Consider the following 19,502-nt stretch of genomic DNA (forward strand, 5'->3'; position numbering starts at 1 on the left):
TACAGACCGTTGGCAGTCTGAAAATCACCCGTTACGCCCCTCTCCGCACCCACCCCCTCCACCGCCCCCTCCCGCAGCGCGTCCCTCTCGCCTGGTCGGGTGAGGGGGAGGTGGGTGGGTGGTTGCTGGGGGTGGGTGGGTGCGGGGTTTGGGGCGCGCGGGGCGGGGCCCGCGCGCCCAGGGGTGGTGTGGGCTGGCGTTGACGTCGGGGGGAAGGTTTACGGTCGGGGCCGGTTGTTCGGGAGGAGTGGTTCGGAGTGCGGATCGGGGAGTTGGCGGAGCGGGCGGGGACGACGACGCGGGCGTTGCGGTACTACGAGCAGTTGGGGTTGTTGCCGGCCCGGCGGGCGGGCAACGGGTACCGGGCGTACGGGGAGGAGGACTTGCGGTTGCTCCGGGAGATCCGGATGCTCCAGGACTTCGGGTTCGGGTTGGAGGAGACCCGGCCGTTCGTGGAGTGCCTGCGGGCGGGGCACCCGGAAGGGGATGCCTGTCCGGCCTCGTTGGAGGTGTACCGGCGGAAGTTGGCCGAGTTGGACGAGTGCATCGCGCGGTTGGCCGATGTCCGGTCGCAGGTGGCCGGGCAGTTCGAGCGGGCGGTGCGGGCGCGGGACGAACTGGCCTCCGTGGAACAGCCGCCCCTGTGTGAACTCGCGAAGGAGTAGGCGATGGTGGAGATCCCGGGTGTTCCGGCCGTGACGGACGAGACGTTCGCAGTGGAGGTGTTGGCGGCCGAGGGGCCGGTGCTGGTCGACTTCACGGCGGACTGGTGCCCGCCGTGCCGGATGATGGCGCCGGTGCTGGCGGACGTCGCGCGGGAGGAGGCGCACCGGATGCGGGTGGTCAGCGTGGACGTGGACCGCAATCCCCGGACCCAGGCGGCGTACGGGGTGCTGTCGATGCCGACGCTGATGCTGTTCCGGGGCGGGCAGCCGGTGCGCTCGGTGGTCGGGGCGCGGGCGAAGGCGCGGCTGTTGCGGGAGTTGGCGGACGTTCTCTAGCGCGCCCCGGGGCCTCAGGCCGGGAGGGCGTCGAGGGCGACCTCGGGCTCGCCGGCCTGCTTGGCGCGGTCCTTGGCCTCGCGGCGGGCCAGGACCCAGACGCCGACCGGGATCATCGCGGTGAACAGCCACCACTGGATGGCGTACGCCATGTGCGGGCCGATGTCCGAGTGGTTGGGCTCGGGGATGAGTTCGGGCTGGTCGGCCGGGGCCGGGGTGGTGCCGGTGAGCTCCAGGTAGCCGCCGAGCAGGGCGGTGCCGGACTCCTTGGACTGCTGTTCGGTGTTGATCAGGTTGAACTGGCGGTCGGGGAGGCCGGCCCGGTCCTTGACCCAGCCGCCGCTGCTGCCGGTGGTCTCGTCGGCGCGCAGCCGGCCGGTGAGGGTGATCTCGCCGGTCGGCGCGGCCGGGACGGGCGGGTACTGGGTGGCGCCGTCGCCGGAGGGCACCCAGCCGCGGTTGATCAGGACGGTGCCCTTGCCGTCGGCGAGCTTCAGCGGGGTGATGACGAAGTAGCCGAGGGTGCCGTTGGAGTCGGTGCGCTTGCGGACCACGAACTCGTGGGCCGGGTCGTACTGCCCGGTGGCCGTCACCGCGCGCCAGGTGAGGGCGGACGGCACGGCGGTGCCGGGGGCCGCGGAGAGGCTGTCGAAGGGCACCGGCAAGGCCGTGAGGGCCTTGCCGATCAGCTCGTTCCGGGCCACCCGCGCCTCGTGGCGGTGCAGCTGCCAGAAGCCCAGCTTGATCGTCGCGGGGATCAGCAGCAGCGCGATCAGCATGGTGATCAGCCACTGTCGGGTCAGCAGAAAACGGTACACATGGGAACGGTACGCCGACCTCACACCCGGCTCACGCACCGGGGTGCGGGGCGACCTCGCGCAGCAGTTGGAGGAAGGCGTCCTCGGTGACGATCGGGGTGCCGACGTCGCGGGCCTTGCGGGCCTTGCCGCTCCAACTGGTCGGTTCGTTGGTGACCAGCAGGCTGGTGAGCCGGCTGACCGAGCTCGCGATGTGCAGCCCGGCCTCGGCGGCGCGGTCCTCCAGCACCTCGCGGTCGGTGGCGGTGTCGCCGGTGAAGGCCACCCGCATGCCCTGGACCAGCGGCTTGCCGTCCTCCCAGCGCCCCGGGTTGGGGTACGGGCAGGGCGGGCGCTTCTTGGCCTGGCGGTACTGGGAGCCGGTCCAGTTGCCGCGGCCGGGGGCGGCGGGCTCGTCCTCGCCGAGGTCGGTGACCGCGACGCAGGTCTGGAAGGGCAGCGGGACGCCGTGGGTGCGGGCCAGGTGCAGGCTGGGGCGGAACGCCTCGGCGAGCACCCGGGCGTCGTCCAGGGCGTTGTGGGCGTGGCGCTGCTGGACGCCGAAGTGCGCGGCGAGCGAGGAGAGCTTGCCGTTGGGCAGCGGGAGGCGCAGGTCGCGGGAGAGGACCATGGTGCACAGCCGCTGCTCGACCGGTGCGCTGCGGCCGGCCCGGGAGAACTCGCGGGAGATCATGTTCCAGTCGAAGAGCGCGTTGTGCGCGACCAGTACGCGGTTCGCGAGGCGTACGGCGAACTCGTCGGCGATCTCGGGGAAGGTCGGCGCGCCGGAGAGCAGTTCGGCGGTGAGGCCGTGGATCCAGACCGGGCCCGGGTCCCGCTCGGGGTTGACCAGGGTGTACCAGTGGTCGGTCACCTCTCCGTCGCCGTCCAGCTGGTAGACGCCCGCCGAGATGACGCGGTCGGAGCGGCCGAGACCGGTGGTCTCGACGTCGACGACCGCGAAGCCCTCGGCGGGGGCGGCGGAGCGCTGGGCGGGGACCGGGGCGGTCCGGGGCGCGCCGTACGTCTCGGGCTGGATCGGTTGCATGGTCCAACAGGATAAGGGGCGCGCCGGTCGGGTCGGTCGAAATGTTCCGGAGCGAGGGCCGGAATAGAGTGGTCGGCGGGGGTGTCGTACACCTGGTCGAGATCGTTTCCGGCCCTCGGGGCCGGTTGTGTGTGAGGAAGAACGCATGCGCGCCACGGTGATTCACGGACCGAACGACATCCGGATCGAGCAGGTGCCGGACCCGGTGATCCAGCAGCCGACGGACGTGGTCCTGCGGGTGGTGAACGCCTGCATCTGCGGGAGTGACCTGTGGGCCTACCGCGGAGTGGCCCAGCGGGTGGCCGGGCAGCGGATCGGGCACGAGTTCCTGGGCGTGGTCGAGGAGGTCGGCGCCGAGGTGCGCGACTTCGCGAAGGGCGACCTGGTGGTGGCCCCGTTCGTCTGGTCGGACGGCGTCTGTGAGTTCTGTCTCGAGGGCCTGCAGACCTCCTGCCCGCACGGCGGCTTCTGGGGCTCGATCGGCTCGGACGGCGGTCAGGGCGAGGCGGTGCGGGTGCCGTTCGCGGACGGCACGCTGGTGAAGCTGCCGAAGGAGGCGGCGGGCGACGAGAAGCTGCTGCCGGGGCTGCTGGCGCTGTCCGACGTGATGTCCACCGGGCACCACGCGGCGGTGTCGGCGCGGGTGCGTCCGGGCGCGACGGTGGCGGTGGTCGGCGACGGCGCGGTGGGCCTGTGCGGCGTGCTGGCGGCGCACCGCCTGGGCGCGGGCCGGATCATCGCGCTGGGCCGGCACCCCGCCCGGACGGAGCTGGCCCGGCGCTTCGGGGCGACGGACGTGGTGGCCGAGCGCGGCGAGGCCGCGGTCGAGGCGGTCCGGGAGCTGACCGGCGGGCTGGGCGCGCACGCGGTGCTGGAGGCGGTCGGCACCGAGGAGTCGATGCGGACGGCGATCTCGATCACCCGGGACGGCGGCGCGGTCGGTTACGTCGGCGTGCCGCACGGCGGCTCCGCGGGCGTGGACATCGGTCAGATGTTCGGCCGAAACGTTTCGCTGAACGGTGGCGTCGCGCCGGCCCGGGCGTACATCCCCGAGCTGCTGCCGGACGTGCTCTCGGGCGCGATCGAGCCGGGCCTGGTCTTCGACCGCACCGTGGACCTGGACGGCGTCCCGGACGGCTACCGGGCGATGGACGACCGCTCGGCGCTGAAGGTCCGGATCACCTTCTGACGCTTCGTCAACAGGGGTGGCACCGCTGGTCGGTGTCACCCCTTTCGGTTCCCCGGACCCGCTCCGGGCGGGTCGCGAGTGGTGGTTTTCGGCCATTTGGATGGTGCGAGAGGGTGAACGGCTGGCTGATCGCGGTCAACCCCTTCCGAGGTGGGCACGACGCTCCTAGCATTGCGCGGCGCGCACGAGGAATGTGACGTCCCTCACGTTCGATTGTTCCCCCCGTGTGACCGCCCCACCGAAGGAGCGAGGAGACAGAGTGGATTCGCCGCCGATCACCACTACCGCCACGGAAGTCCAACTCATCGATGACAGTGAGGAGTTCCGTACCCTGCGGCGCTCGTTCCGGAGCTTCGCATTCCCGGTCACCATCGGCTTCGTGCTCTGGTACCTGCTCTACGTCCTACTCTCCTGCTACGCCCCGGGATTGATGGGCACCAAGGTCCTCGGGCACATCAACGTGGCCCTGGTGCTCGGGCTGTTGCAGTTCGTCACCACCTTTGCCATCGCCGCCTGGTACGCCCGCTACGCGGACCGGCGGATCGACCCGCCCGCCGCCGCGATCCGCGAAGCCCACGGTGCCGTCGTCCACGCTCCCCGGGAGTCCGCCGAATGACACCGCTCGCCAGCTCCGCCACGGAGCACCGCGGTCTGATCATGTCCCTGTTCGGGCTCTTCGTGCTGGCCACCCTGGTCATCACCGTCTGGGCCGGGCGGCAGAACCGCAGCGCCGCCGACTTCTACGCCGGCGGCCGCGGCTTCACCGGCTTCCAGAACGGCCTGGCCATCTCCGGCGACTACATGTCCGCCGCCTCCTTCCTCGGCATCGCCGGGATCATCGCGCTCACCGGCTACGACGGCTTCCTGTACTCGATCGGCTTCCTGGTCGCCTGGCTGGTCGCGCTGCTGCTGATCGCCGAACCGCTGCGCAACTCCGGCCGGTTCACCATGGCGGACGTGCTCGTGTTCCGGATGCGCCAGCGCCCGGTGCGCACCGCGGCCGGCATCTCCACCATCGTGGTCTCGATCTTCTACCTGCTGGCCCAGATGGTCGGCGCCGGCGCCCTGGTGGCCCTGCTGCTGGGGGTCACGGGGGAGGGCGCCAAGCGCTGGACCATCCTCGCGGTCGGCGCACTGATGATCATCTACGTGGTGATAGGGGGTATGAAGGGCACCACCTGGGTGCAGATCGTCAAGGCCGTGCTGCTGATCGCCGGCGCCGCGCTGATGACCGTCCTGGTGCTCGCCAAGTACCACTTCAACCCCTCCGAACTGCTCGGCGCCGCGGCCTCCGCGAGCGGTAAGGGCGCGGCCTTCCTGGAACCGGGGCTGAAGTACGGGGCGACCGACACCTCCAAGCTCGACTTCATCAGCCTGGGGATCGCGCTGGTGCTCGGCACCGCCGGCCTGCCGCACATCCTGGTCCGCTTCTACACCGTCCCCACCGCCAAGACCGCCCGGAAGTCCGTGCTCTGGGCGATCGGCATCATCGGCGTCTTCTACCTGATGACCCTGGCGCTGGGCTTCGGCGCGGCCGCGCTGGTCGGCCGCAGCGGCATGGTGGCCGTCGAGGGCAAGACGCCCTCCGGCAACACCGCGGCACCGCTGCTCGCCGAGCAGCTCGGCGGCGGAGCCGGGACGACCGGCGGGGCGATCATGCTCGCGGTGATTTCCGCGGTCGCCTTCGCCACCATCCTCGCCGTGGTCGCCGGGCTCACCCTGGCCTCCTCCGCCTCCTTCGCCCACGACCTGTACGCCAACGTGATCCGGCGCGGGAAGGCGACCGAGAAGGAGGAGGTGCGCTCCGCGAAGTGGGCCGCGGTCGGGATCGGGGCCGTCGCCATCGTGCTCAGCCTCTACGCGGGCAAGCTCAGTACGGCGGCCCTGGTCGCGCTGGCCTTCGCGGTGGCCGCCTCGGCCAACCTGCCGACCCTGCTCTACTCGCTGTTCTGGAAGCGCTTCACCACCGTCGGCGCGGTCAGCTCGGTCTACGCGGGCCTGATCTCCTCGGTGGTGCTGGTGGTGTTCTCCCCGGTGCTGTCCGGCGCCAAGACCTCGCTCTTCCCGGACGCCGACTTCCACTGGTTCCCGCTGGAGAACCCGGGCCTGGTCTCCATCCCGATCGGCTTCCTGGCCGGCTGGCTGGGCACCCTGCTGTCCAAGGAGCGCGCCGACCCGGCGAAGTACGCTGAACTGGAGGTCCGCTCGCTCACCGGACTGGGCGCCCACTGATCGATCCGGCATGACTATGCTGGCCCGGCCCGCCGACGGTGGGCCGGGCCGGCCGCTTTTCGGGAAGGGACGCACGTGCTGCTCGACACCTTCGGACGACGCGCGGTCGACCTGCGGGTCTCCCTGACCGACCGGTGCAACCTCCGCTGCACGTACTGCATGCCGGAGGAAGGGCTGCAGTGGCTGGGCAAGCCCGAGCTGCTGACCGACGAGGAGATCGTCCGGCTGGTCACCCTGGCCGTGCGCGACCTGGGCGTGCGCGAGGTCCGCTTCACCGGCGGGGAGCCGCTGCTGCGCCCCGGGCTGGTCGCGATCGTGGCCGCCTGCTCCGAGCTGGCGCCGCGCCCGGAGCTCTCCCTCACCACCAACGGCATCGGGCTGGCCCGGACCGCCGCGGCGCTGCGCGAGGCCGGCCTGGACCGGGTCAACGTCTCGCTGGACACCCTCGACCCCGAGGTGTTCTTCACCCTCACCCGCCGCCGGCGCCACCAGGACGTGCTGGACGGGCTGGCCGCCGCCGAGGCGGCCGGGCTGGCGCCGGTGAAGCTGAACGCGGTGCTGATGCGCGGGGTCAACGACCACGAGGCCGCCGACCTGCTGGCCTGGTGCCTGGAGCGGGACTACGAGCTGCGCTTCATCGAGCAGATGCCGCTGGACGCCCAGCACGGCTGGGACCGCTCGTCGATGGTCACCGCCGGTGAGATCCTCGACCTGCTGCGGGCCCGCTTCGCGCTCACCCCGGAGCCCTCCGCCAGCCGCGGCGCGGCGCCCGCCGAGCGCTGGGTGGTGGACGGCGGCCGGGGCCGGGTCGGGGTGATCGCCTCCGTCACCCGGCCGTTCTGCCGGGCCTGCGACCGGACCCGGCTGACCGCCGACGGGCAGGTGCGCAACTGCCTGTTCGCGACCGGGGAGACCGACCTGCGCACCGCGCTGCGCTCGGGGGCGGACGACGCGGAGCTGGGCGCGCTGTGGCGGGCGGCGATGTGGGGCAAGAAGGCCGGGGCCGGGATCGACGACCCCGAGTTCCACCAGCCCGAGCGGCCGATGTCGGCGATCGGCGGCTAGGCGGGGACAGTGCCTAGGCTTGGCCGTCCTCGGGGGTCCAGTCGGCGAAGGCGACGACCTCCTTGAGGAAGCCGCGCACGCCCAGGAACTGGGACAGGTGCTCGCGGTGCTCCTCGCAGGCGATCCAGGTCTTGCGGCGGTCCGGGGTGTGCAGCTTGGGGTTGTTCCACACCAGCACCCAACGGGCTTCCGCCCGGCAGCCCTTGGCGGAGCAGATCGGCGTCTGCGCGGTGTCCATCGGGCCGTCCTCGGTGCTCTGGCGGGTGCGTCGTCACCGCCAGTCTGTCACGCCGACCGGGCGCGCCCGGATCCGGGCATGGCGACGCCGGGCAGCCACGGGGGGAGCCGCCCGGCGTCGGTCCGTCGCTCCGACGGGGGATGCGGAGCGCGTACGCAGTATGTCACGCCGGGACCCTCGGATGGGGAGGTCTTGCATGATTAATCTGAGCTTCTTTTGAGCTTTCAGCGAGCCGATTCAGGCCCAACCGGCGTGAATCGGACGGTCAGTCCGGGCGCTGTGAACTTTCGGTGGGAGCGGCCTTTGCCTGTCCTGTACCAGTGGCCGCACCAGCCCCACCCGTACCACCGGGACCGAGCATCAGCGGGGTGTCGGACGGGAAGTCGAAGGTGCTCGGCAGGCCCGGCGCCCGCTCCCGGCCGGCGTTGGCGATCAGCACCGCGAAGTACGGCAGCAGCACGCCGCCCGCCAGCGCGGCGAAGGCGAGCCAGCGCTGGACGTCCCACAGCACCACCGCGAGCAGGACGCAGAGGGTGCGGACCAGCATCGAGATGACGTAGCGGCGCTGGCGTCCCCGGACGTCCTCGGAGAGGCTGCTGCGCGCCCCGGTGATCCGGTAGACCTGTTCGCCTTCGGCGCTCTTGCCCATGTGTCCTACCGCCCTCGTCCACGCACCCGCGCGCCGTGCCGCGCGGCCTCCTCACGGTACGCCCGGGCGGCGGGGACGACGAGACCGGGTGGGCGGGGCCCACCCGGTCGGGCGTGATAGGGGAGCCGTACGGCGGCAGCCGGGTTACGAGCGCCGGGAGAGGTACTGCGGAGGGACGGCGTCGGTGAGCCAGACGCCGTTCTCGCTGAGCCGGAACTCGTGGCCGGCCGCCGCCATCGCGGCCGCGTGCACGGTCAGCACGACCGGGCGGCCGTGCCGGGCGCCGACCCGGGTCGCCGTCTCGGTCTCCGCCGACAGGTGGACGTCCTGCCGGCCCATCGGGCGCAGGCCCTCGCGGAAGATCGACGCCAGATGGCGGTCGGCGGTGCCGTGGTACAGCACGGGCGGCGGCTCGGTGGCGGTCAGACCGAGGTCGACCGCCACCGTGTGGCCCTGGTTGGCGCGGATGGAGAGGCCGTCCGGCGAGAAGCCGAACCGGCGCTTGTTGTTGCTGGCCACGACGTGGTCGAGCTCGGGCCGGGTGAGCGGCCTGCCCTTCGCCGCGAGGGCGTCGAGCAGGACGTCGACCCGGACCCAGCCGGAGCCGTCCAGCGTGATCCCCACCAGCTCCGGCTCGTGCCGCAGGATGCGTGACAGCATCTTGCTCGATCTGACCAGCCGCTTCTCGTCCATCATGTTCTTCGTATCCCCCCGTCGGTCGGTGGCTATGAGGCCTGGCTGACCGAACTCATGTTGAAGTCCGCGACACGCACGGGTGGCATCGCGGTGCGGGTGAAGTAGTCGTTCCACTCGCGGGGCAGGCAGCGTTCGGTGCGGCCCGCCTCGGTGATCCGGCCGAGCAGGTCGACCGGGGACTCGTTGAACCGGAAGTTGTTGACGGCGCCGACCACTTCGCCGTTCTCCACCAGGTAGACGCCGTCCCGGGTGAGGCCGGTGAGCAGCAGCGTCGCCGGGTCCACCTCGCGGATGTACCAGAGGCAGGTGAGCAGCAGGCCGCGCTCGGTGCGGGCGATCATCTCGTCCAGGGTCGGCGCCGACTCCTGGTCGGCCGTCTCCAGCACCAGGTTGTCGATCGCCGGGCGCAGCGGCAGGCCGGTGAGGCCGGCCGCGTGCCGGCTGGTGATCAGCTCGGTCAGCACGCCCTCGCGGATCCAGTCGGTGGCGCCGACCGGCGCGCCGTTGTCGAAGACCGAGACGTCGCCGCCGGTGCGGTGCGCCAGCACGAACGGGGCGGCCTCCAGGCCGGGTTCGCGCGGGTCGGCGCGCAGGGTGAGCGGGAGGGCGGCCAGCTTCTCGCCGAGCCTGGTGCCCCCGCCGGGCTTGGCGAAGACCGTCTGGCCCTCGGCCGCGTCCCGGCCGCCGGAGGACCAGTGGAGGCAGATCATCAGGTCGGCGACGGCCGACGGCGGCAGCAGCGTCTCGTACCGCCCGGCCGGCAGGTCGATCTTGCGGGCGCCCCAGCCGAGCCGCTTGGTGAGCTCGGCGTGCAGGGCCGGGACGTCGACGTCGGTGAAGTCCGTGGTGGCGGCGCCGATCCAGGCCGAGTCGGCGAGGTCGGCCGTCTTGGCGTTGAGCTCGACCATGCCGGTGGGCTGGTCGTGGCGCAGCCGCAGGCCGGTGGAGCTGCCCAGGTAGCTGCTGACGACCTCGTGCCGGGCGAAGCCGTAGAGCAGCTCGCCCTGGGCGGCGGCGCGGGCGAAGGCCTCGCCGAGGGCCGGGCCGAAGGCCTCGAACACCTCGATCGAGGTCTCCGCGGGCGGCCGGGTGAAGTCCGGGGACACCGGTGCGTCGGCGATCAGCGGCTGGGCGTCCTCGGCCGGGCCGGCCGCCCGGGCGGCCTCCTCGGCGGCCCGGACCAGGCCCTCGACGTCCGCGGCGGTGACGGCCTCGCGGGAGACCACGCCGGAGGCGGTGCCCTCGGTGCCGGCCACGGTGGCGATCACGGTGAGCCGACGGCCGCGGGTGACGCCGTTGGTGGTCAGGGCGTTGCCGGCCCAGCGCAGGTTGGCGGTGGACTCCTCGTCGGCGATCACCACGCAGCCGTCGGCGCGGGAGAGGCCGAGCGCCAGCTCGACGAGGTCGTGGGGCTGCATCGCGGTCATCAGTGACCCGCCTCCTGCTGGGTGTTGAGCACGTTGACGTTGCGGAACAGCGCCGACGGGCAGCCGTGGCTGACCGCCGCGATCTGGCCGGGCTGCGCCTTGCCGCAGTTGAAGGCGCCGCCGAGGACGTAGGTCTGCGGGCCGCCGACCGCCGTCATCGAGCCCCAGAAGTCGGTGGTGGTGGCCTGGTAGGCGAAGTCCTTGACCTGGCCGGCGAGTTCGCCGTTGCGGATGGCGTAGGCGCGCTGGCCGGTGAACTGGAAGTTGTAGCGCTGCATGTCGATCGACCAGGAGCGGTCGCCGACGATGTACAGGCCGTTCTCCACCCCGGCGAACAGGCCCTCGGTGTCCGGTCCGTCGGCGGCGGGCCGGAGCGAGACGTTGGCCATCCGCTGGACCGGGACGTGTGCGGGGGAGTCCGCGAAGGCGCAGCCGTTGGAGCGCTCGAAGCCCTTCAACCCGGCCATGCCCCGGTCGAGTTGGTAGCCGACCAGGACGCCGTCCCGGATCAGGTCCCAGGACTGGGTGGCCACGCCCTCGTCGTCGTAGCCGATGGTGGACAGGCCGTGCTCGGCGGTGCGGTCGCCGGTGACGTGCATCAGCTCGGAGCCGTAGCGGAGGCTGCCGAGCTGGTCGAAGGTGGCGAAGGACGTGCCGGCGTAGGCGGCCTCGTAGCCGAGCGCGCGGTCCAGCTCGGTGGCGTGGCCGATCGACTCGTGGATGGTCAGCCAGAGGTTGGACGGGTCGACCACCAGGTCGTAGCGGCCCGGGCGGACGCTCGGGGCCTTCATCTTCTCGGCCAGCAGGGTGGGCAGTTCGGCCAGCTCGGCGTCCCAGTCCCACTCCGTCCCGGTCAGGTACTCGTACCCGCGGCCGACCGGCGGGGCCAGGGTGCGCATCGAGTCGAAGGCGCCGGTGCGGTCGTCGACCGCGGTGGCCTCCAGGTCGGAGTGGAGCCGGATCCGCTGCTGGGTCGTCACGGTGCCCGCGGTGTCGGCGTAGAACTTGTTCTCCTGCACCGTCAGCAGGGCCGCCTGGACGTGCGAGACGCCCGGCGCGGCCAGCAGCCGGGCGCTGCGCTCGGCCAGCAGCGCGGTCTTCTCGGCGTCCGGCACCTCGAAGGGGTTGACCTCGTACGCGGAGACCCAGGTGACGTCCCGGTGGACGGGCTCGTCGGCCAGCCGGACCCGCTCGGCGGTGCCGGCCGCCCGGCTGATCCCGCCGGAGAGCCGGGCCACCGCCACGGCCTGGGTGGCCACCTCCGCGGCGGCCCCGGGGGTGAGGTCCACCCCGGCGGCGAAGCCCCAGGCGCCGTCCAGCAGGACCCGGACGGCGAAGCCCAGTTGCACGCTGTCGGAGGTGCCGGCCGGCCGGGCGTCGCGCAGCCGCCAGGAGGCGCTGCGGACCCGTTCCAGGCGGAAGTCGGCGTGCTCGGCTCCGAGCTCGCGGGCCCGGCTGAGGGCGGCGTCGGCGAGGGCGCGCAGCGGGAGGGCGAGGAACAGCGGGTCGACGGCGCGGGCGGGCGCGGCGCCGGTGCTGTCGGCCGGAGGGATCGGAGGCAATCGGGCTCCCAGGTCGCGGAGGGCGGGGCGGTGCGGTGCGGCGCCACAGGGGCACCCGCACCGCATCATTTCCCGTCCACGGGGTTTCCGGCCAGCGCATTTCACCCGGTGTGCTGCGGTTTCGGACAGCACGGCCCCCGGGGTGTCAGGAGACGGACTCCCACCAGCCGTCCAGCTCCGGCGGGTTGTCCACGTCGACCCGCTCGCCGGGGCGCGGCACGGCCAGCGGGACGGCCTGCGCCTTGGCCTCCTTGAGCAGCCGTTCGACCGGCTCGGCCCACGGGTGCAGGCCCAGGTTGAAGGTGCACCAGTGGACCGGCACCAGCAGTTCGGCCCGGAGGTCCCGGTGGGCGAGGACGGCGTCCTCGGGGGTCATGTGGATGTCGGCCCAGGCCGCGTCGTAGGCGCCGATCTGCACCAGGGCGGCGTCGAAGGGGCCGTGCTGCGCGCCGATCCGGGCGTAGCCCTCGAAGTAGCCGGAGTCCCCGGTGTAGAAGACCCTGCGGCTCGGGCCGGCGATCACCCAGGAGCCCCACAGGGTGGTGTTGCGGGTCAGCCCGCGGCCGGAGAAGTGGTGCGCGGAGGTGAGGGTGAGCACCAGCTCGCCCAGGGTGCAGGTCTCGTCCCAGTCCAGTTCGATGATCCGGTGCTCGGGGACGCCCCAGCGGCGCAGGTGGCCGCCGATGCCGAGCGGTACGGCGAAGGGGGCGGACTGGCTGCGCACCAGGCGCTTGACGGTCGCCATGTCGAGGTGGTCGTAGTGGTCGTGGGAGATCAGCACCGCGTCGACCGCCGGCAGTTCCTCCAGCTCGACCGGCACCGGGTGCAGCCGCTTGGGGCCGACGTGGGCGGCGGGGGAGCAGCGGTCGCTCCAGACCGGGTCGAGCAGCACCCGCGAGCCCTCGATCTCCACCAGCGCGGAGGCGTGCCCGTACCAGGTGATCTCCACGCCCTCGGCGGCCGGGCCGGTCGCGGCGGCGGGGCGGACGGTGGGCACCGGATGGGCCGGGACCCGGCCCTCGCGCTGGAAGAGCATCCGGCGGACGGTGTCGCGGTCGATCTCCGGGGCGGCGGTGGCCCGGGCGAGGGTCGAGGGCGCGTTGTGGAAGACCCCGTCGCGGTACTGCGGGGAGTTGCGCACCCGCTCCTCGCGCTCGCCGTCCGGGCGGCGTCCGAACGCGGCGGGCAGGTCGCGCAGTGCCCAGGCGGTCGCGCCGAGGCCGGCGGCCAGGGCGGTGAGGGCGAGCAGTCGTCCGCGTCGGGGGGAGCCCCCGGGCCGTGCCTTGGTCATGCGCCCTGCCTTCGTTTCCTCACCGGGACTCTTCGGGGATGGGTACGGCCGGTCCCGGTTCGGGCCGCACCACGGGGCAACGGGTGCGGCCGCCCGTGTTGTTCCCGCACAGCGGCCCCTTTCGGGGCGGCGCCGTGGCCTGCGGGGAAGGGCGGGGAACGGCCCGGCGGCGGGGACCCGGATTGTCGGATTGCCACAGATCCTCCGGTGCGGCGCTGTGGGAGCCCGATTCGCCGCCGCCGCCGACCGCCCGATAGCGTCACACCGCGTACGCATTCCGACGTACCCGCTCACACACGGAGAGAGGTGGATCGTTGAGCCGCTCGGTTCTCGTCACCGGAGGAAACCGGGGCATCGGCCTCGCGATCGCCCAGGCCTTCGCCGAGGCGGGTGACAAGGTGGCCATCACCAGCCGCTCGGGCGAGGTGCCCGAGGCCCTGGCGAAGTACGACGTCCTCGCGGTGCGCTGCGACATCACGGACGCCGCGCAGGTCGACGCCGCCTTCACCGAGATCGAGGAGAAGCACGGCGCGGTCCAGGTGCTGGTCGCCAACGCGGGCATCACCAACGACACCCTGCTGCTGCGGATGTCCGAAGAGGACTTCACCTCCGTCGTGGACACCAACCTGACCGGCACCTTCCGGGTGGTCAAGCGCGCGTCGAAGCTGATGATGCGCGCCAAGAAGGGCCGCGTGGTCCTGATCTCCTCCGTGGTGGGCCTGTCCGGCTCGCCGGGCCAGGCCAACTACGCCGCCTCCAAGGCCGGTCTGGTCGGCTTCGCCCGCTCGCTGGCGCGCGAGCTCGGTCCGCGCAACATCACCGTCAACGTGGTCGCCCCCGGCTTCGTCGACACCGACATGACCGCCGTGCTCAGCGACGAGCGCCGCGCGGAGATCGTCTCGGGCGTGCCGCTGGGCCGCTACGCGGCGCCCGCCGAGGTCGCCTCCACCGTGCGGTTCCTCGGTTCGGACGAGGCCGCGTACATCACCGGAGCCGTCATTCCCGTCGACGGCGGATTGGGCATGGGTCACTGAGCATGAGTGGAATCCTCGAGGGCAAGCGGATCCTGATCACCGGCGTGCTGATGGAGTCCTCCATCGCCTTCCACGCCGCCAAGCTGGCCCAGGAGCAGGGCGCGGAGATCATCCTCACCGCCTTCCCGCGTCCGACCCTGACCGAGCGGATCGCCAAGAAGCTGCCGCACCCGGTCAAGGTGCTGGAGCTGGACGTCTCGAACCCGGAGCAGCTGGCGGGCATCGCCGACCAGGTCCGGGAGACCCTGCCGTCGCTGGACGGCATCGTCCACTCGATCGGCTTCGCGCCGCAGGACGCGCTGGGTGGCAACTTCCTGGACACCCCGTGGGAGTCCGTGGCCACCGCGATGCACGTCTCGGCGTACTCGCTGAAGTCGCTGACCATGGCGCTGATGCCGCTGATGCAGCAGGGCGGCTCGGTGGTCGGCCTGACCTTCGACGCGCAGTTCGCCTGGCCGCAGTACGACTGGATGGGCCCGGCCAAGGCCGCGCTGGAGGCCACCAACCGCTACCTGGCCCGCTACCTGGGCCCGCAGGACATCCGCTGCAACCTGGTCTCGGCCGGCCCGCTGGGCTCGATGGCCGCCAAGTCCATCCCGGGCTTCGGCGACCTGGCCGACACCTGGAACCAGCGCTCCCCGCTGAAGTGGGACCTGAGCGACCCGGAGCCGGCCGGCCGCGCCATCGTCGCGCTGCTGTCGGAGTGGTTCCCGAAGACCACCGGCGAGATCGTGCACGTCGACGGCGGCCTGCACGCCATCGGGGCCTGACCGCCCGGTAGTCCGCGACGCCGCTGCCCGGCCCCCGTCCTGGGGTGCCGGGCGGCGGCGTTCTCCGTCGGGGCGGTCGTGCCGCGGTGTCGCGGTGACGGCGGCTACGCGTCGGCGGTCGTGCCGCGGTGTCGCGGTGACGGCGGCTACGCGTCGGCGGTCGCGCAGACGCCGATGGCGCGGCCGGCCTCGACCGAGGCGCGCTGGGCGTCGCCGGCCCGGATGGCGTCCCGGATGGTGTCGTGGCCGATGTAGCGCTCGGCGATCAGCTCGGGGCCGACGTCGTTGCGCAGGTGCTCGCGGGTGACCTCGCCGAGGTCGGAGTAGACGGCCAGCAGCACGTCGTTGTGGGCGGCGGCCACCACGGCCTGGTGGAAGGCGGCGTCGGCCTGGACGAAGTCCTCGGCGTCGCCGGAGCGCCAGGCGGCTTCGCGCCGGTCGAGCGCGGCGTCCAGCAGGCCGAGGTCGCGCTCGGTGCGGCGGACGGCCGCCAGCCCGGCTGCGGAGGTCTCCAGCGCCGCCCGCAGCTCGGCGACCTGCGCCTGGTCGGCGTCGGCGAAGCGGCGGTGCATCACCCCGGCCAGCTCGCTGGTGGCGAGCACGTACGTGCCGGAGCCCTGGCGGATGTCCAGCAGCCCGTTGTGGGCGAGCGCCCGGACGGCCTCCCGGACGGTGTTGCGGGCCACCCCCAGCTGTTCGACCAGGGCGGCCTCGGTGGGGATGCGGGAGCCGACGGGCCACTCCCCGGAGGTGATCTGGGCGCGCAACTGCGCGATCACCTGGTCGGACAGCGGGGTGCGCCTCGGCGAGGACAGCGCCACGGGGACTCCTTGCGACTACGGGGTGGGTGGGCCCTGGAGGGAGGTGGCCGGTGGATGAACGGTCGGCACATCATGCCAATTCCAAGGTGCATCAATTCATCCCATCATTCTATGATGGGGCTCATGCCTTCCGCAGCAGACACCACCACCCCGGGTACCGGGGTCCGGCCGCAGACCGAGCGGCCCGCCACCCCCGCCGGGGCCAAGTACCTCGGCGTGCTCTTCGCCGTCGCCATCGCCGCCGCCGCCTTCAACCTGCGCCCCGTGGTCACCAGCCTCGGGCCGCTGTTCAAGCAGGTCCAGGCCGACCTCGGGATGAACCCGACCGTCGCCGGGATGGTCACCGCCGTCCCCTCGCTCTGCTTCGGGCTGTTCGGCTTCGCCGCGCCCGCGGCGGCCCGCCGGATCGGCCCGATCGCCGTGGTCACGGCGGGCATGGGCGCGATCACCGCGGGCGTGCTGGCCCGCTCCTTCGCCGGCGGCACCGCGGTGTTCCTGCTGCTCACCGCGCTCGCCCTGGCGGGTGTGGCGGTCTCCAACGTGCTGCTGCCGGTGGTGATCAAGCGGTACTTCCCGGAGAAGGTCGGCCCGATGATCGGCCTGTACTCCATGGCCCTGTCGGCCGGCACCGCGCTGGCCGCCGCCGTCACCGTGCCGCTGACCAGCGCGCTCGGCGGCGACTGGCGCTACGGCCTGGGCGTCTGGGCCGCGCTCGGCGCGGTCGCCCTGCTGCTCTGGCTCCCGGTGCTGATCACCAGGCGCGAGCGCGGCGAGCGGGCGACGGGCGCCGCGGCCCCGGCCCGGCTGCCGATCACCCGCAGCCGGACCGCCTGGGCGCTGGCCGGGTTCTTCGGCCTCCAGGCGACCGGCGCGTACGTGGTCATGGGCTGGATGTCGCAGATCTTCCAGGACGCCGGGATCGACAAGGGCACCTCCGGGGTGCTGCTCGCGATCACCATGGCGATCGGCGTGCCGGTCTCCTTCGTGCTGCCCAACCTGGCCGCCCGCCGCGGCGACCAGCGGCTCTTCGTGGTGGTGCTGGCCGGCTGCGGGATCGCCGGGTACGCCGGGCTGGCGTTCGCCCCGGCCGGGGGCGCGTGGCTGTGGGCCGTCCTGCTGGGCCTGTCCAACTGCGCCTTCCCGCTGGTGCTGACCATGATCGGGCTGCGGGCCCGGACGGCGGGCGGGGTCGCGCAGCTGTCCGCCTTCTCCCAGGGCGTCGGCTACCTGGTGTCCATCCCCGGCCCGATCCTGGTCGGCTGGCTCCACGGGACCACCGGCGAGTGGTACTGGCCGCTGGGCTTCCTGGCGCTGCTGCTGGTGCCGCAGATGCTGTTCGGCCTGCGGGCCGCGCGGGCCCGGCACATCGAGGACGAGGCCGTCCCCGCCGGGGAGCAGGTCAAGGCCTGACCGGGAAGGTCAAGGCCTGACCAAAGCGGTGGGGCCAGCGCGGAACGGGCGTGTTCGGGGTGGTTGAATCCCGACATGCCCGTTCTCGACCCGAATCCCACCGACGGCCGCAAGCAGCTCGGCCGCATCGCCCTCGCCTTCGGCGGCATCGTGGTGCTGGTGGCGATCATCGCCACCGTCGCCGCCGCGATGGGCTGACCCGACCCCCGCTCCGCACGCTCGCTCCGTCCGCCCGTTCCGCCTGGCCGCGACGCCCGCACCGGGCGCCGTCGCACTCCCGGTGACCGGGGGCGGACAGGGCGTGCCGGCACCCGCCACCTCGGGGAGTGGCGGCAATCGGGAGCATCGCGCCCCCGGACGGCTTTTCTGCCAAGCTTGCTGGGTATGAGCGCCGAAACGCCCCGCAGGATCATCGTTCTCCGCCACGCCAAGGCCGACTGGCCGGACGGGGTGGACGACCACGACCGGCCGCTGGCCGACCGGGGCCGCCAGCAGGCCCCGGACGCCGGCCGCTGGCTGGTCGACTCCGGCATCAACCCCGACTTCGTGCTCTGCTCCACCGCCCTGCGCACCCGCGAGACCTGGAAGCTGGCCGCGCACGAGCTGCCCAAGCGGGCCCGTCGGACGGTGTACGAGGACCGGATCTACGAGGCCAGCCCGGGCGAGATCATCGCCGTCCTCCAGGAGACCCCGGAGGAGTACGCGGACGTGGTGCTGGTCGGCCACAACCCGGGCGTGCTGGGCCTGACCCAGGTGCTGGCCGGGGACGCCGGCGACCGGGACGCGCTGGAGCGGCTGCGGCTGGGCGGCTTCCCGACGGCGGCGATCGCGGTGCTCAGCTTCGGCGGGTCCTGGAAGGACGTCGAGCCGGGCGTCGCCGAACTGGTCTCGTACCACACGCCGCAGGACTGACCGGGCCGGAACGGACGTGAGGGGCGCGCGGATTGGATCCGCGCGCCCCTCGTGTGCGACGACCGCTGCCGGTCGGCAGGGCTCCCGAGACCGGACCTAGTCGACGGACAGGCCGCCGTCGGCCGCCTCGACCTCCTCGCGGGTGATGCCCAGCAGGTACAGCACGGTGTCCAGGAAGGGCACGTTCACCGCGGTGTCGGCGGCCTCGCGCACCACCGGCTTGGCGTTGAACGCCACCCCCAGCCCGGCCGCGTTCAGCATGTCCAGGTCGTTGGCGCCGTCGCCGATCGCCACCGTCTGCTCCAGCGGCACCTTGGCCTGCTCGGCGAACCGGGCCAGCCACCGGGCCTTGCCCGCGCGGTCCACGATCTCGCCGACCACCCGGCCGGTGAACTTCCCGTCCGCCACCTCCAGGGTGTTGGCCGCCGCGAAGTCCAGCCCCAGCTGCTCCACCAGGTGGTCGGTGACCTGGGTGAACCCGCCGGACACCACCGCCACCTGGAAGCCCAGCCGTTGGAGCGTACGGATCAGGGTGCGCGCCCCCGGCGTGAAACGGACCTCCGCGCGCACCTTCTCGGTCACCGAGGCGTCCAGCCCGGCCAGGAGGGCGACCCGGGCCCGCAGCGACTCGGCGAAGTCCAGCTCGCCGCGCATCGCCGCCTCGGTCACCGCGGCGACCTCCTCCTCGCAGCCCGCGTGGGCGGCGAACAGCTCGATCACCTCGTCCTGGATGAGCGTGGAGTCCACGTCCATCACCACCAGGCGCTTGGCCCGGCGTTCCAGCCCGGCGGCCACCACCGCGACGTCCACCCGCTGGGTGGCCGCCTCCAGGGCCAGTTCGGCCCGCAGCTCCTCGGTGGCCACGCCGGAGACGGCCAGTTCGACCGCGGTCACCGGGTACTTGGCGAGCCGGAACACCCGGTCGATGTTGCCGCCGGCCGCGGTGATCCGGGAGGTCAGCGCGGACACCGCGGCGGCGGTCAGCGGGTGGCCGAGCACCGTCACGTGCGAACGGCCCTCGCGGCGCGGCCGGTTGTCGCCGATGCCGGAGAGGATCTCGGCCTGCAGCTTGAGTTCGTCCGCCCAGCGGTGCACGGTGGCCCGCAGGCCGCCCTCGGCGCCGGGCGCGCGGGGCGGGGTGACCAGGGCGCACAGCGTGATGCGGCCACGGGTGACGACCTGCTCGATGTCGATGACGTCGACGCCGAAGCCGGCCAGGGTGGCGAAGAGGCCGGCGGTGATGCCGGGGCGGTCCTTGCCGAACACCTTGACGAGCAGGGTGCGCTCGTCCGCGGTCCGGGGCTGGGCGGCGGGGAGGGGCTCAGCGGCCAAGGGCGATGCGTTCATGGTGCCTCCCACG

21 protein-coding genes are annotated in these 19,502 nt (G+C 72.8%); 11 read left to right on the plus strand and 10 right to left on the minus strand.

Translation table 11 applies throughout. From position 1 onward, the window contains the following. Positions 1-257: 257 nt before the first annotated feature. Positions 258-665, plus strand: coding sequence for a MerR family transcriptional regulator (locus AB0O91_RS38555; protein WP_363443395.1), 408 nt, complete (start codon positions 258-260; stop codon positions 663-665). Between the two features lie 3 nt (positions 666-668). After that, the gene (trxA, locus tag AB0O91_RS38560) at positions 669-1,001 is read left to right on the plus strand and encodes a thioredoxin (RefSeq protein ID WP_363443397.1); all 333 of its coding nucleotides are present in this window, start codon (positions 669-671) and stop codon (positions 999-1,001) included. A gap of 14 nt (positions 1,002-1,015) precedes the next feature. Here the strand turns inward: trxA and AB0O91_RS38565 are convergent, their stop codons facing one another. Next, positions 1,016-1,819 carry an SURF1 family protein gene (locus tag AB0O91_RS38565; RefSeq protein ID WP_363443399.1) on the minus strand — a complete coding sequence of 268 codons (804 nt, stop codon included), beginning with the start codon at positions 1,817-1,819 and terminating at the stop codon, positions 1,016-1,018. Positions 1,820-1,850: 31 nt separating this feature from the next. Next, positions 1,851-2,846: a DEDDh family exonuclease gene (locus AB0O91_RS38570; RefSeq protein WP_363443401.1), complete on the minus strand. Its 996-nt coding sequence runs from the start codon at positions 2,844-2,846 to the stop codon at positions 1,851-1,853. A 145-nt stretch (positions 2,847-2,991) separates the two neighbouring features. On the opposite strand from AB0O91_RS38570, the gene AB0O91_RS38575 reads away from it, so the two are divergent. The 4 genes from AB0O91_RS38575 to moaA all read left to right on the plus strand — a co-directional run bounded on the left by AB0O91_RS38575 (position 2,992) and on the right by moaA (position 7,332). Then, positions 2,992-4,035, plus strand: a complete 1,044-nt coding sequence (locus AB0O91_RS38575; RefSeq protein WP_363443403.1) for a zinc-dependent alcohol dehydrogenase family protein — start codon at positions 2,992-2,994, stop codon at positions 4,033-4,035. A gap of 259 nt (positions 4,036-4,294) precedes the next feature. Next, complete coding sequence (locus tag AB0O91_RS38580; RefSeq protein ID WP_363443405.1) at positions 4,295-4,651, plus strand: DUF485 domain-containing protein; 357 nt, start codon at positions 4,295-4,297, stop codon at positions 4,649-4,651. Then, the gene (locus tag AB0O91_RS38585; RefSeq protein ID WP_363443407.1) at positions 4,648-6,267 is read left to right on the plus strand and encodes a cation acetate symporter; all 1,620 of its coding nucleotides are present in this window, start codon (positions 4,648-4,650) and stop codon (positions 6,265-6,267) included. Before AB0O91_RS38580 ends, AB0O91_RS38585 begins: the two co-directional genes overlap by 4 nt. A gap of 75 nt (positions 6,268-6,342) precedes the next feature. Further along, positions 6,343-7,332 (plus strand): GTP 3',8-cyclase MoaA, encoded by a 990-nt coding sequence (moaA, locus tag AB0O91_RS38590; RefSeq protein ID WP_363443409.1) that lies wholly within the window; start codon positions 6,343-6,345, stop codon positions 7,330-7,332. Positions 7,333-7,345: 13 nt separating this feature from the next. On the opposite strand, the gene AB0O91_RS38595 is transcribed toward moaA, so the two are convergent. From AB0O91_RS38595 to AB0O91_RS38620, 6 genes are all read right to left on the minus strand, one after another. After that, positions 7,346-7,570: a hypothetical protein gene (locus AB0O91_RS38595; protein WP_363443411.1), complete on the minus strand. Its 225-nt coding sequence runs from the start codon at positions 7,568-7,570 to the stop codon at positions 7,346-7,348. 265 nt (positions 7,571-7,835) lie between these two features. Then, positions 7,836-8,219 (minus strand): DUF3099 domain-containing protein, encoded by a 384-nt coding sequence (locus tag AB0O91_RS38600; RefSeq protein WP_363443413.1) that lies wholly within the window; start codon positions 8,217-8,219, stop codon positions 7,836-7,838. A 144-nt stretch (positions 8,220-8,363) separates the two neighbouring features. Then, positions 8,364-8,912: an RNA 2'-phosphotransferase gene (locus AB0O91_RS38605; RefSeq protein WP_363443457.1), complete on the minus strand. Its 549-nt coding sequence runs from the start codon at positions 8,910-8,912 to the stop codon at positions 8,364-8,366. A gap of 32 nt (positions 8,913-8,944) precedes the next feature. Next, complete coding sequence (locus AB0O91_RS38610; RefSeq protein WP_363443415.1) at positions 8,945-10,342, minus strand: metallopeptidase TldD-related protein; 1,398 nt, start codon at positions 10,340-10,342, stop codon at positions 8,945-8,947. Next, positions 10,342-11,844 carry a TldD/PmbA family protein gene (locus tag AB0O91_RS38615; protein ID WP_363443459.1) on the minus strand — a complete coding sequence of 501 codons (1,503 nt, stop codon included), beginning with the start codon at positions 11,842-11,844 and terminating at the stop codon, positions 10,342-10,344. The genes AB0O91_RS38610 and AB0O91_RS38615 overlap by 1 nt, the downstream gene beginning before the upstream one ends. A gap of 205 nt (positions 11,845-12,049) precedes the next feature. Beyond that, complete coding sequence (locus tag AB0O91_RS38620) at positions 12,050-13,195, minus strand: MBL fold metallo-hydrolase (RefSeq protein ID WP_363443417.1); 1,146 nt, start codon at positions 13,193-13,195, stop codon at positions 12,050-12,052. A gap of 314 nt (positions 13,196-13,509) precedes the next feature. Between AB0O91_RS38620 and fabG the strand changes: the two genes are divergently transcribed. Beyond that, positions 13,510-14,229 (plus strand): 3-oxoacyl-[acyl-carrier-protein] reductase, encoded by a 720-nt coding sequence (gene fabG, locus AB0O91_RS38625; RefSeq protein ID WP_363443419.1) that lies wholly within the window; start codon positions 13,510-13,512, stop codon positions 14,227-14,229. A gap of 2 nt (positions 14,230-14,231) precedes the next feature. Then, the gene (fabI, locus tag AB0O91_RS38630; protein WP_363443421.1) at positions 14,232-14,999 is read left to right on the plus strand and encodes an enoyl-ACP reductase FabI; all 768 of its coding nucleotides are present in this window, start codon (positions 14,232-14,234) and stop codon (positions 14,997-14,999) included. 146 nt (positions 15,000-15,145) lie between these two features. Here fabI and AB0O91_RS38635 read toward each other — a convergent pair whose 3' ends face one another. Continuing rightward, on the minus strand, positions 15,146-15,820 hold the full coding sequence (locus AB0O91_RS38635; protein WP_363443423.1) for a FadR/GntR family transcriptional regulator: 675 nt from the start codon (positions 15,818-15,820) through the stop codon (positions 15,146-15,148). Positions 15,821-15,943: 123 nt separating this feature from the next. Between AB0O91_RS38635 and AB0O91_RS38640 the strand changes: the two genes are divergently transcribed. From AB0O91_RS38640 to AB0O91_RS38650, 3 genes are all read left to right on the plus strand, one after another. Further along, positions 15,944-17,230, plus strand: coding sequence for an MFS transporter (locus AB0O91_RS38640; protein ID WP_363443425.1), 1,287 nt, complete (start codon positions 15,944-15,946; stop codon positions 17,228-17,230). Positions 17,231-17,305: 75 nt separating this feature from the next. Next, on the plus strand, positions 17,306-17,428 hold the full coding sequence (locus AB0O91_RS38645; protein ID WP_363443427.1) for an SGM_5486 family transporter-associated protein: 123 nt from the start codon (positions 17,306-17,308) through the stop codon (positions 17,426-17,428). Between the two features lie 186 nt (positions 17,429-17,614). Next, positions 17,615-18,142, plus strand: coding sequence for a histidine phosphatase family protein (locus tag AB0O91_RS38650; RefSeq protein WP_363443429.1), 528 nt, complete (start codon positions 17,615-17,617; stop codon positions 18,140-18,142). Between the two features lie 96 nt (positions 18,143-18,238). On the opposite strand, the gene serB is transcribed toward AB0O91_RS38650, so the two are convergent. After that, positions 18,239-19,489 carry a phosphoserine phosphatase SerB gene (serB, locus tag AB0O91_RS38655; RefSeq protein WP_363443431.1) on the minus strand — a complete coding sequence of 417 codons (1,251 nt, stop codon included), beginning with the start codon at positions 19,487-19,489 and terminating at the stop codon, positions 18,239-18,241. Between the last annotated feature and the right edge of the window lie 13 nt (positions 19,490-19,502).

The sequence above is a fragment of the Kitasatospora sp. NPDC089797 genome (assembly GCF_040684795.1).
In the GTDB taxonomy this organism is placed as follows: domain Bacteria; phylum Actinomycetota; class Actinomycetes; order Streptomycetales; family Streptomycetaceae; genus Kitasatospora.